At 66.8% G+C, this 14360-nt stretch carries 15 protein-coding genes and 3 tRNA genes; 13 read left to right on the top strand and 5 right to left on the bottom strand.

Going from position 1 to position 14360, the window contains the following annotated elements:
• Window positions 1–43: 43 nt before the first annotated feature.
• The gene (locus K1Y73_RS01700; protein ID WP_225026178.1) at window positions 44–601 is read right to left on the bottom strand and encodes a TetR/AcrR family transcriptional regulator; all 558 of its coding nucleotides are present in this window, start codon (window positions 599–601) and stop codon (window positions 44–46) included.
• The gene (locus tag K1Y73_RS01695; protein WP_225026177.1) at window positions 598–1134 is read right to left on the bottom strand and encodes a dihydrofolate reductase family protein; all 537 of its coding nucleotides are present in this window, start codon (window positions 1132–1134) and stop codon (window positions 598–600) included. Before K1Y73_RS01695 ends, K1Y73_RS01700 begins: the two co-directional genes overlap by 4 nt.
• Before the next feature lie 175 nt (window positions 1135–1309).
• On the opposite strand from K1Y73_RS01695, the gene K1Y73_RS01690 reads away from it, so the two are divergent.
• The 8 genes from K1Y73_RS01690 to K1Y73_RS01655 all read left to right on the top strand — a co-directional run bounded on the left by K1Y73_RS01690 (window position 1310) and on the right by K1Y73_RS01655 (window position 5956).
• Entirely contained in the window at window positions 1310–1693 is a 384-nt protein-coding gene (locus K1Y73_RS01690) for an HU family DNA-binding protein (protein ID WP_225026176.1), read from the top strand.
• Window positions 1694–1706: 13 nt separating this feature from the next.
• A tRNA-Val gene (locus tag K1Y73_RS01685) sits at window positions 1707–1781 on the top strand.
• Between the two features lie 280 nt (window positions 1782–2061).
• Complete coding sequence (locus tag K1Y73_RS01680; protein WP_225026175.1) at window positions 2062–3036, top strand: VOC family protein; 975 nt, start codon at window positions 2062–2064, stop codon at window positions 3034–3036.
• Window positions 3037–3114: 78 nt separating this feature from the next.
• Window positions 3115–3190, top strand: a tRNA-Val gene (locus K1Y73_RS01675).
• Between the two features lie 148 nt (window positions 3191–3338).
• Window positions 3339–4277 (top strand): pirin family protein, encoded by a 939-nt coding sequence (locus K1Y73_RS01670; protein ID WP_225026174.1) that lies wholly within the window; start codon window positions 3339–3341, stop codon window positions 4275–4277.
• A gap of 85 nt (window positions 4278–4362) precedes the next feature.
• The gene (locus K1Y73_RS01665; protein WP_225026173.1) at window positions 4363–5247 is read left to right on the top strand and encodes an alpha/beta fold hydrolase; all 885 of its coding nucleotides are present in this window, start codon (window positions 4363–4365) and stop codon (window positions 5245–5247) included.
• A 112-nt stretch (window positions 5248–5359) separates the two neighbouring features.
• Window positions 5360–5436: transfer RNA gene (locus K1Y73_RS01660), tRNA-Asp, on the top strand.
• Between the two features lie 259 nt (window positions 5437–5695).
• Window positions 5696–5956: a DUF1344 domain-containing protein gene (locus K1Y73_RS01655; protein WP_225026172.1), complete on the top strand. Its 261-nt coding sequence runs from the start codon at window positions 5696–5698 to the stop codon at window positions 5954–5956.
• A gap of 55 nt (window positions 5957–6011) precedes the next feature.
• Here K1Y73_RS01655 and K1Y73_RS01650 read toward each other — a convergent pair whose 3' ends face one another.
• Together K1Y73_RS01650 and K1Y73_RS01645 are read right to left on the bottom strand one after the other, a co-directional pair.
• Window positions 6012–6452, bottom strand: a complete 441-nt coding sequence (locus K1Y73_RS01650) for a GNAT family N-acetyltransferase (protein ID WP_225026171.1) — start codon at window positions 6450–6452, stop codon at window positions 6012–6014.
• Window positions 6453–6534: 82 nt separating this feature from the next.
• Window positions 6535–7908 (bottom strand): M20/M25/M40 family metallo-hydrolase, encoded by a 1374-nt coding sequence (locus tag K1Y73_RS01645; RefSeq protein WP_225026170.1) that lies wholly within the window; start codon window positions 7906–7908, stop codon window positions 6535–6537.
• Between the two features lie 110 nt (window positions 7909–8018).
• Between K1Y73_RS01645 and K1Y73_RS01640 the strand changes: the two genes are divergently transcribed.
• From K1Y73_RS01640 to ispG, 4 genes are all read left to right on the top strand, one after another.
• The gene (locus tag K1Y73_RS01640; RefSeq protein ID WP_225026169.1) at window positions 8019–8420 is read left to right on the top strand and encodes a hypothetical protein; all 402 of its coding nucleotides are present in this window, start codon (window positions 8019–8021) and stop codon (window positions 8418–8420) included.
• A 145-nt stretch (window positions 8421–8565) separates the two neighbouring features.
• A complete protein-coding gene (gene hemA / locus K1Y73_RS01635) occupies window positions 8566–9795 on the top strand; it encodes a 5-aminolevulinate synthase (protein WP_225026168.1) in 1230 nt (409 codons plus the stop codon).
• Between the two features lie 135 nt (window positions 9796–9930).
• Window positions 9931–11124 (top strand): helix-turn-helix domain-containing protein, encoded by a 1194-nt coding sequence (locus tag K1Y73_RS01630; RefSeq protein ID WP_225026167.1) that lies wholly within the window; start codon window positions 9931–9933, stop codon window positions 11122–11124.
• A gap of 102 nt (window positions 11125–11226) precedes the next feature.
• Window positions 11227–12351: a flavodoxin-dependent (E)-4-hydroxy-3-methylbut-2-enyl-diphosphate synthase gene (ispG, locus tag K1Y73_RS01625; RefSeq protein ID WP_225026166.1), complete on the top strand. Its 1125-nt coding sequence runs from the start codon at window positions 11227–11229 to the stop codon at window positions 12349–12351.
• A gap of 65 nt (window positions 12352–12416) precedes the next feature.
• On the opposite strand, the gene K1Y73_RS01620 is transcribed toward ispG, so the two are convergent.
• Window positions 12417–13010 (bottom strand): hypothetical protein, encoded by a 594-nt coding sequence (locus K1Y73_RS01620; protein WP_225026165.1) that lies wholly within the window; start codon window positions 13008–13010, stop codon window positions 12417–12419.
• A 205-nt stretch (window positions 13011–13215) separates the two neighbouring features.
• Here K1Y73_RS01620 and recA point away from each other — a divergent pair, with 205 nt between their 5' ends.
• Window positions 13216–14283, top strand: coding sequence for a recombinase RecA (gene recA / locus K1Y73_RS01615; RefSeq protein WP_225026164.1), 1068 nt, complete (start codon window positions 13216–13218; stop codon window positions 14281–14283).
• Window positions 14284–14360 lie beyond the last annotated feature (77 nt).

The following is a 14360-nucleotide window of genomic DNA, read 5'->3' as shown; positions in this document are numbered from 1 at the left end:
TGCGCTGGCAGGCATTCGGGCGGCCCTTCGGGGCCGCCCGTTTTCATGGCGCGCAGGGCAGGGCGGCAAGCAGATGGTCAAGCGCTTCGGTTGCGGCTTGCCCGGGTGCGGCACCCGCCTGCGGATGCGCGGCCAGCGCCAGCGCCGCGCCATGGGTGACGTCGATCAGGATGTCGCGCCAGGCGGTCACGGCCGCGCCCTGCAGGCCGGCATCCTGCAGCAGCTGTTCCAGCGTGGCGGTGATGCGTCGGGCCTGATCGGGGAAGGCGCCGGGATCGCGGAAGATCTCCAGCGTCAGGGCAGGGTGGGCCTGCACCGCCGCATGATAGGCGGTGATCAGCCCGGCCAGGCGCTGGCGCGGGCTGCCCTCGGCCGGGGCGGTGATGCCGCCATAGGCACGGTCGGCCAGGGCGCGGATCAGCGCTGCACGGTCGGCATGGTGGGTGTAAAGCGCCATCGGCGTCAGGCCCAGCTCGCCCGCCAGCCGGCGCAGGGTCAGGCCCGCCGGGCCGCCTTCATCCAGAATCGCCTGCGCGGTCGCCAGGATGCGCCCGGGCAGATCCTCGCGCCCCTCTTTCCGGGGCCGGCCGCGCGGGGTCACCGCAGCACCCGGTACTGCGATTGCACCAGCCCCGAGGGGAAGGCCCGGCTCGACAGAAGCTGCAGGTCGATGTCCTGCGGCACAGGCCCGAACAGCGGCAGGCCGCCGCCCAGCAGCACGGGCACCTGGGTCAGGGTGATCGTGTCGATCAGGCCACCCGCCAGAAAGCTGCGCACCAGCTTGCCGCCATCGACATAAACCTGCCGCACCCCTTCCGAGGCCAGCAAATCCATGGCCGCATCCGGCGCCAGATCAAGGAATCGCACCTTGCCGGCCAGCCGCGCCGGCGGCGTCTGTCCGGCCAGGCGGCGCGACAGGACCAGAACCGGGATCGGATAGGGCCAGGGGTCGAAATCCTGCACCGCCGCCCAGGTTCCCGCCCCCATCACCATCGCCTCGATCCCGGCGATGAAGGCGGTGAAGCCGTGATCCTCGGCCGGGTCGTCGCGGGCGATCAGCCAGGCGATGTCGCCATCGGCGCGGGCGATGAATCCGTCCAGGCTGGTTGCGATGAAGACATGACCCTGCGGCATGGGGGGGCTCCTTTAAATATACGGCGTATAATAAATTCGGGCCTGCCGAAGGGCAAGGCCGATCCGAAGGCCCGCAGCGCCAATCGGCGGCGAAACAGCCCAATGATTCCTGTAGTATTGTTTCCAACCCGCCGATAACCTTGCCGAAAACGCCTGGAGCAAAGGGACCATCGCGATGGCGACCAAGAAGTCGACTGCAGCAAAGCCTGCCGGAGCGGCAGAGGCCAAGCCCGAACCCGCAGCCGAGCCGTCCGAGACGGTCAGCGTGGCTGCGGACAAGGCGCCCAGCCTGAAGATCAAGGATCTGGTGGCCAGCGTCTCCGAGGCGACGGGCGGCAAGAAAAAGGACGTGAAGCTGGTGGTCGAGGCCACGCTGAAGGCCCTGGGCGATGCCATGGGCGCGGGGCTGGACATGAACCTGCCGGGCTTCGGCCGCAGCCGGATCACCCGCACGGCCGAAAAGGACGGGGCGGCCCATCTGACGCTGAAAGTGAAGCGCGGGCCCCATCGTGCAAAACATGCAGAAGAGCCTCTTGCAGAGGACGGCGAGGATAGCTAGAAGGCCCCCACTCGGGCGATTAGCTCAGCGGTAGAGCGCTTCGTTCACATCGAAGATGTCAGCGGTTCAAATCCGTTATCGCCCACCATCCATACCGTCTCGATCCGAGACCGGGCCGCTCTCCTGCAAGGGATGAGCGGCCCGTTTCGTTTGGCCCGTTTCGTTTGGCCCTGTCGCTTTGGCCCTGTCGCTTTGGCCCTGTCGCTTTGGCCCTGTCGCTTTGGCGGTGTCTTCGCCCCGGAAACCGGCTTTCCGATCAGGCGCTTGCACGGCGCCCCTGCATTCCTGCACAGCCGGCCTGCGCCGGGCGGCACTGGCCTTGCTGCAGGGCACTGGGCAAAACGGCGCAGAACCTGCAGGAGCCGGACATGCCAAAGCCGATCGACCGCCGCCAAGTTCTGGCCCTTGCCGGTGGCGCCACAGCCTCATCCGCGCTGGCCGGAGCGCTGCGGGCTGAGGGTATGGCGCCTGGCGCGCCCTTGGCCGTGCCTTTTGCCGGCACGACGCCGCTGCATTGCGGAGAAGCGGCGTTGCGGGTCCGCGATCTGCCGGCGATGCAGCAGTTCTACGCCGATCTTCTGGGGCTGGGCGTGATCTCGCACAGCGCCGATGCCGTCAGCCTGGGGGTGGACGGCACGCCGCTTCTGCATCTGCTGGCCCGACCCGCTGCCGCGATCGAACCGCGCCACGCGGCGGGTCTGTATCACATCGCCTGGCTGATGCCCTCGCGCGCAGATCTGGCACGCTGGCTGGTCCATGCGGCCTTCCGGCAGGTCACGCTCAGCGGCTTTGCCGATCACTGGGTCAGCGAGGCGATCTATCTGGACGATCCGGAAGGCAACGGCATCGAAGTCTATGCCGACCGGCCGCAAAGCAGTTGGCGCTGGTCGCAGGGGCAGGTCGCGATGGCGACGGATCAGCTGGATATCGACGGGCTGCTGGCCCTGACCTCGACCGAGCGCGATTCCTATCGCCAAGCGCCCGCGCAGCTGCGGATCGGCCATATCCATCTGCGCGTGGGCGAGATCGCCGCGGCGCGGGGGTTTTATGAAACGGCGCTGGGGCTGGACCTGACCCGCGCACGTGGCGACAGCGCGGCCTTTCTGTCCTCGGGCGGCTATCATCACCATCTGGGGCTGAATGTCTGGGACTCGGCCGGCGCGGCGGCACGCGACGAGGGCACAACCGGGTTGGACTGGTTTTCCCTGATTGTGCGTGGTCAGGGCGAGGCCGCGGCCCGGGCGCAGCGTCTGGCGTCGGCCGGGTTCGCCCCACAGGCGGCGAATGGCGGCCACGAGGCCCGCGATCCCTGGGGCACAAGACTGCGGCTGACCGCGGCGTGATCCCTGCCCGCCAGACCGCGCCCGGCGCTTGCATCGCGGCAGCCGGGCGGCTAAATGCCCGGTATCGCGCCGGAAGGCGGGTGGTTAGCTCAGTTGGTAGAGCGTCTCGCTTACACCGAGAATGTCGGGGGTTCGAGCCCCTCACCACCCACCAGCCCGCCGCGCCGGGCTGCTGCGCCGGTTCGGGCGCCGGCCCTGGGCCCGGCAGCGGTTCCGTTCAAATCTGCACAGGACCCGCGCGGATGTCGGGGATGCGTGCAGGCGCCTGCGGTCTTATTCTTGGGACCAGACAGGAGAACGCCATGAGCTGGAACCCCATTCTCGACCATTCCATTCCGATCGGCGATGCGGTCGATGCGATCGAAACCGTCATCGTGCCGCGCGCCCGCGATCTGGGCGGCTTCGAGGTGCGCCGCGCGCTGCCCTCGGCCCAGCGGCAGATGGTCGGGCCCTTCATCTTCTTCGATCAGATGGGCCCGGCCGAGTTTCTGACCGGCGATGGCATCGACGTGCGGCCGCATCCGCATATCGGGCTGGGCACGGTGACCTATCTGATGAAGGGCCGGCTGCATCACCGCGATTCGCTGGGCACCGATCAGTGGATCGAGCCGGGGGCGGTGAACTGGATGATGGCCGGCCACGGCATCACCCATTCCGAACGCACCGACGGGGCGGCGCGTCAGGCCCCCCTGACGATGTTCGGCCTGCAGACCTGGCTGGCGCTGCCCGAAGACCGGGAAGAGGATGCCGCGGGGTTCACCCATATCGGCCGCGAGGCGCTGCCCGAGCTGGAGGGCGAGGGCAAGCAGGTGCGGCTGATCCTGGGTCAGGCCTGGGGCGCGCGCGTGCCGCTGCAGATGCCCTCGGAAGTCTTCTATGCCGACGCGGTTCTGGCGCCCGGGGCCTCGATCCCCTTGCCCGACGATCACGAGGATCGCGGCGTCTATGTGCTGGAAGGCGAGGTCAGCCAGGCCGGCCAAAGCTTCGAGGCCGGGCGGATGCTGGTGTTCCGGCCGGGCGACCGGATCTCGGTCAAGGCCGGGGCACAGGGCGCGCGGGTGATGCTGTTGGGCGGCGCCACCATGGGCGGCCCGCGCTATATCTGGTGGAACTTCGTCGCTTCCTCGCGCGACAAGATCGCTGCTGCGAAAGAGGCCTGGCGGGCGGGCGACTGGCAGCATGGCCGCTTCAGCCTGCCGCCCGGGGATGATGCCGAATTCATCCCGGCGCCCGAGAAATGAAGATCGCGACATGACCATCCCGGCCGCGGGTCTTGCCCGCGGCCGCAGCACGGGATCTTCTGCCGCGGGGCAAGAGGGATCTGCCATGTTCGAGGGATTCGAGACCTTCCGCATCGACACCGGCACGGTTCAGATCGAGGGCGTCGTGGCCGGGCAGGGCGCGCCGGTCCTGCTGTTGCATGGCTATCCGCAATCGAAGGTGCTGTGGGCCCGGATCGCGCCCTTGCTGGTCGCCGCGGGGTTTCGCGTCGTGGCCAGCGATCTGCGCGGCTATGGCGGGTCGGGCAAGCCTTCGGGGCAGGATCTGGCCGCCTTTTCCTTTCGCGCCATGGCGGCCGATCAGGTGGCGGTGATGGCGGCGCTGGGGCATGACCGCTTTCACATGGTGGGCCATGACCGCGGCGCGCGCACCGGCTATCGGATGGCGCTGGATCACCCCGGGGCGGTGGCCAGCCTGGTGCTGATGGATATCGTGCCGACCGAGGTGCTGTTCACCGATCCGCGCCCCGAAGTGGCCGCCGCCTATTGGCACTGGTATTTCCTGGCCCAGCCCGCGCCCTTGCCGGAACGGCTGATCCTGGCCGAGCCGGATCTGTTCCATGAAACCTCGATCGCCGGCTGGGGCGCGGGCGGGCTTGATGCCTTCGATCCCGAGCAGCTGGCGGCCTATCGGGCGCTGTGGCGCGATCCGGCCTGTGTGGCGGGCGCCTGCAACGATTACCGCGCGGCGCTGCATGTCGATCTGGCGCTGGACCGGGCCGAGGCCGGGCGGCAGCTGGATCTGCCGTCCTTGGTGCTGTACGGCGCCGAGGGCGCGATGGCGCGGCTGTACGACATTCCGGCCACCTGGGCGCCGCGTCTGGCGCGGCTTGAGGCGGCGGCGCTGCCGGGCGGGCATTTCTTTCCCGATCTCTGCCCCGATCTGGTGGCGGCGCGGCTGGTCGATTTTCTGGGCCGGCAGGCCCTGTAACGCCGCGGTCGGGAAATTGTGTCAGGCCCGATGATTTTGCCTTTCCCGCGCTTGACGCCGCCCGGCGGCCCGCGTATCTACCCGCCACGCCCGGGCAGCCGGGATGGGATGTGCGGTTGTAGCTCAGTTGGTTAGAGTACCGGCCTGTCACGCCGGGGGTCGCGGGTTCGAGCCCCGTCAACCGCGCCACTTTCCTTACAAAATCAGATCAGCAGCCCCTTTCCCAGGGGCGCCGTTCTGCATTTGCGGGGCGCCGCATCGCCGCGGCTCGCGCCCGATCAACCCCGCGCGAGAGGGGCTGGGCAGGGCCGCGCGGAAGGCGCATCTTCCCCTCAGCACGGACAGGGATTGCCGGGCGGACCCCACCGCCGACGCGACAGACCCGGAGCGCCGTGCTGATGCAGGGCTGGCGGCACAGGCCGCGGCCCGCAGAGTTCGGGGATTGATCATGAAGACCCGTCTTATCGCCTCGCTAGCCCTTGCCGGTTTCGCTTTCGCCTCGGCCGCGCTTGCCGCGCCCAGCGATGTGACCGGCACGATCCGCGCCATCGACCCGGCGCAACAGGCGATCACCCTGTCGAACGGGCAGGTCTATACGCTGCCCGAGGGGGTGAAGGCCGACAAGTTCAAGGTCGGCGACCACGTCAAGCTGAGCTGGGAAATGGAAGGCACCGTGCATCAGGTCCTGGCGATCGGCCCGGCCAGCTGACACGCGGTCGACCGCGCCGACAGAAGGGGGCCCGCGGGCCCCCTTTTCGCATCTGTTACAGCTTCATCCGGTAGCGCAGATGGCCATCCGAGGGGGTGTAGCTGTCATAAAGCGCGCGGGCGCGGGCATTGTCCTGATCGGTATGCCAGTACAGCCGGTGCCACCCCTTGGCGCGGGCCAGATCGGCCAGATCGTCGATCAGCGCCCGGCCGACGCCCGCGCCGCGGGTGTCGGGGGCGACGAACAGGTCTTCCAGATAACAATCCTCGCCCGGCACCCAGCTGGAGGGATGCGACAGATGCAGGGCAAAGCCCAGGATCCGGCCCGCGCCATCCTCGGCCAGCCGGCAGCCCATCGGGCAGGCCGGATCCAACAGCCGCGCCCAGGTCGCATTGGTGACCGCAGCGGCCAGATCGACCTTGTAGAAGGCCAGGTACTGATCCCACAGCCCCTGCCATTTCGGCCGGTCGGCCGCCTCTGCCCAGCGAATTCTCACCCCTGTCTCATCCCTGTCTCATCCCTGTCTGTCCGATCCTTTTCGATCCGCCGAACCCCGAACCGCGCCCCCGATCCCCGGGTCACGCGATCCGCGCCAGAATCCGCGCCCAGCTGCGGATGCCGTGGTGGAAACTGTCCAGATCGTATTTCTCGTTCGGGGAATGGATCTGGTCATCGTCGCGGCCGAACCCGATCAGCATCGCATCCATCCCGAGGATCGACTTGAAATAGCCCGCCACCGGGATCGACCCGCCGGCCCCGACAAAGGCCGCGGGGCGGCCCCATTCCTCGGTCAGGGCCTGGCGGGCGGCCTCGAAGGCGGGGTCGGCGATCGACATGACCGAGGCGGGGGCGCCCTCGATCCCGTCATGCCAGATCACCTCGCAATCGGCCGGGATCTGCGCCGCGACCCAGGCGCGGAAGGCGGCCTGCACCTTGGCCGGATCCTGGCGCGAGACCAGACGGAACGACACTTTCGCATGCGCCTCGCCCGGCAGAACGGTCTTGAACCCCGCGCCGGTATAGCCGCCCCACATGCCGTTCACCTCGGCCGTCGGGCGCGACCAGATCATTTCCAGCGGCGTGCGGTCGGCTTCGCCCGCCGGCACCGACAGGCCGACATCGCCCAGATAACCCGCATGGTCGAAGGCCAGCGCCTGCCATTGCTGGCGCAGCGTATCGGGCAATTCGTCGACATCGTCATAGAAGCCCGGCACCTGCACCCGGCCCGTGCCATCGTGCAGCCCGGCCAGGATCGCCGACATCACATGCAAGGGGTTGCGCGCCAGACCGCCATACATGCCCGAATGCAGATCGCGCGACGCCGCGCGGATGGTGAATTCGGCCTTGGTCAGCCCCCGCAGCATGGTGGTGATCGCCGGCACCGCGCCGTCGAACAGGCCGGTGTCGCAGATCAGCGCCAGATCGCAGGCCAGCTCGCCCTGGTTTTCCTTCAGGAAGGGAATCAGCGAGGGCGAGCCCGATTCCTCTTCGCCCTCAAGAAAGATCGTCAGCTTGCCCGGCAGGCTGCCATGCACATGCGTCCAGGCCCGGCAGGCTTCCAGGAAGGTCATCAGCTGCCCCTTGTCATCCGAGGCACCGCGGGCGCGGATGATCTTGCCCTTCGGCCCGTCCTCGATCGCAGGATCGAAAGGATCGCGGGTCCACAATTCCAGCGGGTCGACCGGCTGCACGTCGTAATGGCCATAGAACAGGATATGCCGCGCGCCTTCGCCGCCATGCGCCACCACCATCGGATGGCCCGGCGTCGCCGCGGCGCGGGCGCTGAAGCCGATGCTTTCCAGGTCCTGCACCAGCCAGTCGGCGGCGCGGGCGCAATCGGGCTTGAAGGCGGGATCGGTGGAAATCGAGGGAATGCGCAAAAGCGCCATCAGCCGGTCCAGGCTGTCGGGAAGGGTCTCGTCGATCCGGGCCAGTACGGCGTCGAGGGTCATGTCGCATTCCTTCTGCTTGGCGGCGGGGCGAAGCCTATCAGGCGACGGGGGACTGTCCAGTGCCGGCGGCTTGCGGTATTCGGGCCAGATTGGCGGATCGGAGAGATGACATGCGGTCAATGATCTTTGCAGCGGCGGCCGGCCTGGTCGTGGCGGGCACGGCCGGGGCGCAGGACGTGCCGGTGGAAACCGGAACCCTGGGCGGATCCAGCGTGACCCTGCATCTGCAACCCTTCCTGACCGAGGAAGAGCTGACAACCCTGCGTCTGGTGATGACCAATCAGCAGGCGCTGGAGATTTTCGTGCCCGATGCCGCAAAGGGATTTGCCGCGCTGGCGCTGGCGCCCGACGAGGGCTTCATCCGCGACGGCAAGCCCGTGGCCTCGGCCGTGGCGATTGCCGGCCTGACCTCGGCCGATGAGGCGAAGGCTGCCGCGCTTCGGGCCTGCGATGCCGCGCGCAAGGCGGCTTCGGCCTGTGTGATCGTGCTGGAAGTCGCGCCGGCGGGTTGACCGCGGGCGCCCGGTGCAGAAAAGATGCGGACAGGGGGCGACAATTCGCCCCCTTTTCCGGCACAGGGAAATTGACGCAAGTCAAAGGGCCGGAAAACAGAATGGGCTAGGTCAAGCCCAAGCGGATACGCCAGGAGACGACCAGATGGATTACGAGGCCCAGCTTGATATCGCGTTGAATCGGCTGCACGAGGAGGGGCGTTACCGCACCTTCATCGACATCGAACGGCGCAAGGGGCAGTTCCCGCACGCAGTGTGGACGCGGCCCGACGGGACCGAGAAAGAAATCACCGTCTGGTGCGGCAATGATTATCTGGGCATGGGCCAGCATCCCGAGGTGCTGGCGGCGATGCATGAGGCGCTGGATGCGACCGGCGCCGGATCGGGCGGGACGCGCAACATCAGCGGCACCACCGTCTATCACCGCCGCCTTGAAGCCGAGATCGCCGATTTGCATGGCAAGGACGCGGCGCTGGTCTTCTCGTCGGCCTATACCGCCAATGACGCCACGCTGTCGACGCTGCGCACGATCTTTCCGGGGCTGATCATCTATTCCGACGCGCTGAACCATGCCTCGATGATCGAGGGCGTGCGGCGCGGCGGCGGCGAGAAGCGGATCTTCCGCCACAATGACGTGGCGCATCTGCGGGCGCTGATCGCGGCCGACGATCCGGCGGCGCCGAAGCTGATCGCCTTCGAATCCATCTATTCGATGGATGGCGATTTCGCCCCGATCAAAGAGATCTGCGATCTCGCCGAGGAATTCGGCGCCCTTACCTATCTGGACGAAGTGCATGCGGTGGGCATGTATGGCGCCCGCGGCGCCGGCGTGGCCGAGCGCGACGGCCAGATGGCGCGGATCGACATGATCAACGCCACGCTGGGCAAGGCGTTCGGGGTTTTCGGTGGCTATATTGCTGCATCTGCGAAGATGATCGACGCGGTGCGGTCCTATGCGCCGGGCTTCATCTTCACCACCTCGATTCCGCCCGTTGTGGCGGCGGGGGCGGCGGCTGCGATCAAGTTCCTGAAGGCCGAAGGCGGCCGCGCCCTGCGCGAACGCCATGCGACCCAGGCGAAGATCCTGAAGATGCGGCTGAAGGGGCTGGGCCTGCCTTTGATCGACGAAGGCTCGCATATTGTGCCGGTGCATGTGGGCGACCCCATCCATTGCAAGATGCTGTCGGACATGCTGCTGGAAAACTACGGCATCTATGTGCAGCCGATCAACTACCCGACCGTCCCGCGCGGGACCGAGCGGCTGCGCTTCACGCCCTCGCCGGTGCATGGCGCCGAGGAGATCGACCGTCTGGTGCGGGCCATGGATGCGCTGTGGAACCACTGTGCGCTGAATCGCGCCGAGGCTTCGGCCTAGCAATTGCGGCGGGTGCAAAGACCCTTGCCCTGTGCTAGCGTTACAGCAATACACAAGCCTGTGTGAGTCGCCTGACAGGTGACTCGCGACGCAGACGGGCAACACAAAAACAGGCGCCAAAGGGACAGGGTTCGGATGATCGGCTGGAGGTCCAAACCTCACGCAGCGGAAGAGGAGAAGCCCCGGGGCTTCGACGATTTCGAGCTTCGGCTTGGTGATGTGATGCGCGGCGAAAGGGCGACTTTGGGCAAGTCGCTTCTGGATGTGCAGCGCGAATTGAAGATCAAGGCCACCTATATCGCCGCGATCGAGAATGCCGATGTCTCGGCTTTCGAAACCCAGGGCTTCGTTGCCGGTTACGTGCGGTCCTACGCGCGCTATCTGGGCATGGACCCGGACTGGGCCTTCCAGCGCTTCTGCCGCGAGGCGAATTTCACCGTGGCCCATGGCATGGCTGCCGCGGCGGCGCCGCAGCGCCTGCGCGAAGCGCGGCCGCGGGCCGAGTTTTCCGATCCGCTGGCCAATCCGAACGCGACCTTCATTCCGCGTGGCGAAAGCTGGCTGTCGAAGATCGAACCCAGCGCGGTTGGATCGCTGGCCGTGCTGCTGGTTCTGGTCGGCGGCCTGGGCTATGGCGGCTGGTCGATCCTGCAGGAAGTGCAGCGCGTGCAGCTGGCCCCGGTTGACGAAGCCCCTGCCGTGGTGGCCGAGATCGACCCCCTGGTGCCCGCGACCCTGCCGGCCAAGCCCGCCACGGGCGAGGCGCAACTGGCCGATGCAGAGGGGCAGGCCTCCGGCGATCTGATGGACCGGCTTTATCGCCCGCAGGCGCTGGACGTGCCGGTGCTGGTGTCGCGCGATGGGCCGATCGCCGCGATCGACCCGGGCCGGGCCGCGCCCGCGGCCAGCGGCAGCACGGGCGAGGGCGCAATTGACGCTGCCGTGGCCGAGGCCCTGGGCGGCGAGGTTCAGGTCGTGGCCGATGCCAAGCCGGGCGTGGAAATCCTGGCGGTGCGCCCGTCCTGGGTGCGCGTCAGCTCGTCCGATGGCACGGTGCTGTTCGAAAAGATCCTCGATTCCGGCGAGCGCTACGTGGTGCCGCCGCTGGAAACCGCCGCCGTCTTCCGCACCGGCAATTCGGGCGCGGTCTATTTCGTGGTCAATGGCGTGACCCATGGCCCCGCGGCGCCCGGCGCCCAGGTGGTAAAGGACATCGCCCTGTCGCCCGAGGCCCTGTCCGAGAAATTCGCCGTCGCCGATACGGCGAAGGATGGCGATCTGGCGGCGATCATGACCGCCGATGCCTCGGCCGGCCGGGTCACCCCCTGATCCACCTGACGCCGCGGCGCTTTCCGCCGCGGTGCCGCAGCCCCGGTTGCCCCTTGCCGGGCGAAGGCCTATGGTCCGCGCGACAGCCCCGGAGTGCCTGAGATGAGCCACAACCCGATCCGCCCCTGGCGCAATATCGAGCGCCGGAAGAGCCGTCAGATCATGGTCGGGCGGGTGCCGGTGGGGGGGGATGCGCCGATCTCGGTGCAGACCATGACCAATACCGACACATCCGACGTGAAGGCCACGCTGGCCCAGGTGTTGCGCGCCGCCGATGCGGGCGCCGATATCGTGCGGGTGTCGACCCCTGACGAGGCCTCGACCCGGGCGCTGCGCGAGATCTGCCGCGAAAGCCCGGTGCCGATCGTGGCCGACATTCATTTCCACTACAAACGCGCCATCGAGGCGGCCGAGGCGGGCGCGGCCTGTCTGCGGATCAACCCCGGCAATATCGGCGATGCGGCGCGGGTGCGCGAAGTGGTGAAGGCCGCCAAGGACCACGGCTGTTCGATCCGCATCGGGGTGAATGCGGGGTCTTTGGAAAAGCACCTCTTGGAAAAATACGGCGAGCCCTGCCCGGATGCGATGGTGGAATCGGGGCTCGACCATATCAAGCTGTTGCAGGACAACGATTTTCACGAATTCAAGATCAGCTGCAAGGCCAGCGACGTCTTCCTGTCGGCGGCCGCCTATCAGCAGCTGGCCGCCGTCACCGATGCGCCGATCCATCTGGGCATCACCGAGGCCGGCGGGCTGACCTCGGGCACGGTGAAATCGGCCATCGGGCTGGGCAGCCTGTTGTGGTTCGGCATCGGCGACACGATCCGGGTCTCGCTGTCGGCCGATCCGGTGGAAGAGGTGAAGGTCGGCTTCGAGATCCTGAAATCGCTGGGCCTGCGCACCCGCGGGGTGCAGATCATTTCCTGCCCCAGCTGCGCGCGCCAGGGCTTTGACGTGATCAAGACCGTCGAGGCGCTGGAAAAGCGTCTGGAACATGTGAAGACCCCGATGAGCCTGTCGATCATCGGCTGCGTGGTGAACGGGCCGGGCGAGGCCTTGATGACCGATATCGGGTTCACCGGCGGCGGGGCCGGGCGCGGCATGGTCTATCTGGCCGGCAAGCAGGCCCATGTGATGGGCAATGACCGGATGATCGACCATATCGTCGAATTGGTGGAAAAGCGCGCCGCCGAGATCGAGGCCACTGATGCACAGGCGGCCGAGTAGGGCGCAATTTTCTTCGAAATAAATTGCAAAATCCTGCGAAGGATTTTGCGCAGCGCCGCTGCCATCTAGCGCCCGATCGAGGCGTAAAGCGCGAAATCCTCGGCTGCGACCTGATGCAGCAGGGCTTCGGTTTCCGGCGACAGATCGGTCGATCCGGCGGGCGAGACATTGACCCGGGGCAGGGTGATCTCGCAGCCCAGCCGGTCTTCCAGGAAATCGACGAACTGGTCGATCTCTTCATAGCGGAACAGCCGGTCGACGCCCTGGCCCTGGCGCGGCCGCAGGAAGCGGGCCTGGCTGCCGACATCGGCGAAATCGGGCCGCGGATCCTGGCACCAAGCGCGCACGAAATCATCGAAGCTCATCCCGCGGGTGCTTTTCGACGCATCGACCTGATCCTCGCGCGAGCGGAAGCGATACCAGGACCCCAGCCAGTCGCGCGGCTCGCGCATCATCGCGACCACGGTCCAGTCGGCCTTCGAGGCGGCTTCCAGATAGGGGCCGACAAAGCGGCGAAAGCGGTGGACGGTCGTGTGCTTCAAGACCGGCGGGCGCTGGATCGACACCGAGGCCAGCGATTCGAGCGCGCTGGCCAGGGCGGTGGACCCAGCCTTCGGCGTGGCCAGAAACACCAGCCGCTCTTCCCAGAATACCAGCATTCCTGCCCCTTTTCGTCTCTTCCGCATCCTGGCGACACGGTTTTCTGCGTCTGCGTAAACTATCCGTTAACGGAATCGCGCAAAAGCTGATTTTGCGACAATTTGCTTGATCTGTTCTCTTTTTGTGCGCATAAGGTCGTGAACACATAGGGAACTTTTGCCAGGATTGCCCGGGTCGGGCGGCTATGGGATAAGGGGACTGCAAATGGCTGTTGCCAATCTTTTCGATCTGGGTGGGAAGCGGGATATGGACAAGCAGAAGGCGCTGGAAAGCGCGCTTGCGCAGATCGAACGGCAGTTCGGCAAGGGCTCGATCATGAAGCTCGGCGCAAACAACCCGGCGATGGAGATCGAGGCGACCTCGACCGGATCGCTGGGGTTGGACATCGCGCTGGGGATCGGCGGGCTGCCCAAGGGGCGGATCGTTGAGATCTACGGGCCGGAATCCTCGGGCAAGACGACGCTGACGCTGCATGTCGTGGCTGAAGAGCAGAAGAAGGGCGGGGTCTGCGCCTTTGTCGATGCGGAACATGCGCTGGACCCGCAATATGCCAAGAAGCTGGGCGTCAATCTGGACGAGCTTTTGATCTCGCAGCCCGACACCGGCGAGCAGGCGCTGGAGATTGTCGACACGCTGGTGCGTTCGGGCGCGGTCAGCCTGATCGTGGTCGACTCGGTCGCGGCCCTGACGCCCAAGGCGGAACTGGAAGGCGACATGGGCGACGCGACCGTCGGCGCCCAGGCAAGGCTGATGAGCCAGGCGATGCGCAAGCTGACCGCCAGCATTGGCCGCAGCAACTGCATGGTGATCTTCATCAACCAGATCCGGATGAAGATCGGGGTGATGTTCGGCTCGCCCGAAACCACCACCGGCGGCAATGCGCTGAAATTCTACGCCTCGGTGCGGCTGGATATCCGGCGGATCGGCGCGATCAAGGACCGCGACGAGGTTGTGGGCAACACGACCCGGGTCAAGGTGGTGAAGAACAAGGTGGCGCCGCCCTTCAAGCAGGTGGAATTCGACATCATGTATGGCGAAGGCATCTCGAAGACGGGCGAGTTGGTGGATATCGGCGTGAAGGCCGGGGTCGTGGAGAAATCGGGCGCCTGGTATTCCTATGGCGACGAGCGGATCGGCCAGGGCCGCGAGAATGCCAAGACCTTCCTGAAGAACAACCCGCTGGTCGCGGCCTCGATCGAGGACAAGATCCGCACCGCCAATGGCCTGGATTTCCACATGGCCGATGGCGAAGTGGTCGAGGAAGACGAATAGGCGCCGTCCCGGCGATCTGGTGATAGGCGGCCGCGGGCAGGCGCTCGCGGCCGCTTTCATTCTGGCCAATCGCCAAT

It is taken from the genome of Xinfangfangia pollutisoli, assembly GCF_020179405.1.
Lineage (GTDB): Bacteria > Pseudomonadota > Alphaproteobacteria > Rhodobacterales > Rhodobacteraceae > Pseudogemmobacter > Pseudogemmobacter pollutisoli.
The sequence above is the reverse complement of the archived record's forward strand: the minus strand, read 5'-3'. Positions and strand labels throughout refer to the sequence as shown.

Excerpts from the sequence above, each read along its gene's own strand:
- K1Y73_RS01695 (WP_225026177.1), bottom strand. The coding sequence starts at position 1,134 with ATGCCGCAGGGTCATGTCTTCATCGCAACCAGCCTGGACGGATTCATC.
- K1Y73_RS01690 (WP_225026176.1), top strand. The coding sequence starts at position 1,310 with ATGGCGACCAAGAAGTCGACTGCAGCAAAGCCTGCCGGAGCGGCAGAG.
- K1Y73_RS01680 (WP_225026175.1), top strand. The coding sequence starts at position 2,062 with ATGCCAAAGCCGATCGACCGCCGCCAAGTTCTGGCCCTTGCCGGTGGC.
- K1Y73_RS01670 (WP_225026174.1), top strand. The coding sequence starts at position 3,339 with ATGAGCTGGAACCCCATTCTCGACCATTCCATTCCGATCGGCGATGCG.
- K1Y73_RS01665 (WP_225026173.1), top strand. The coding sequence starts at position 4,363 with ATGTTCGAGGGATTCGAGACCTTCCGCATCGACACCGGCACGGTTCAG.
- K1Y73_RS01655 (WP_225026172.1), top strand. The coding sequence starts at position 5,696 with ATGAAGACCCGTCTTATCGCCTCGCTAGCCCTTGCCGGTTTCGCTTTC.
- K1Y73_RS01645 (WP_225026170.1), bottom strand. The coding sequence starts at position 7,908 with ATGACCCTCGACGCCGTACTGGCCCGGATCGACGAGACCCTTCCCGAC.
- K1Y73_RS01640 (WP_225026169.1), top strand. The coding sequence starts at position 8,019 with ATGCGGTCAATGATCTTTGCAGCGGCGGCCGGCCTGGTCGTGGCGGGC.
- hemA (WP_225026168.1), top strand. The coding sequence starts at position 8,566 with ATGGATTACGAGGCCCAGCTTGATATCGCGTTGAATCGGCTGCACGAG.
- K1Y73_RS01630 (WP_225026167.1), top strand. The coding sequence starts at position 9,931 with ATGATCGGCTGGAGGTCCAAACCTCACGCAGCGGAAGAGGAGAAGCCC.
- ispG (WP_225026166.1), top strand. The coding sequence starts at position 11,227 with ATGAGCCACAACCCGATCCGCCCCTGGCGCAATATCGAGCGCCGGAAG.
- K1Y73_RS01620 (WP_225026165.1), bottom strand. The coding sequence starts at position 13,010 with ATGCTGGTATTCTGGGAAGAGCGGCTGGTGTTTCTGGCCACGCCGAAG.
- recA (WP_225026164.1), top strand. The coding sequence starts at position 13,216 with ATGGCTGTTGCCAATCTTTTCGATCTGGGTGGGAAGCGGGATATGGAC.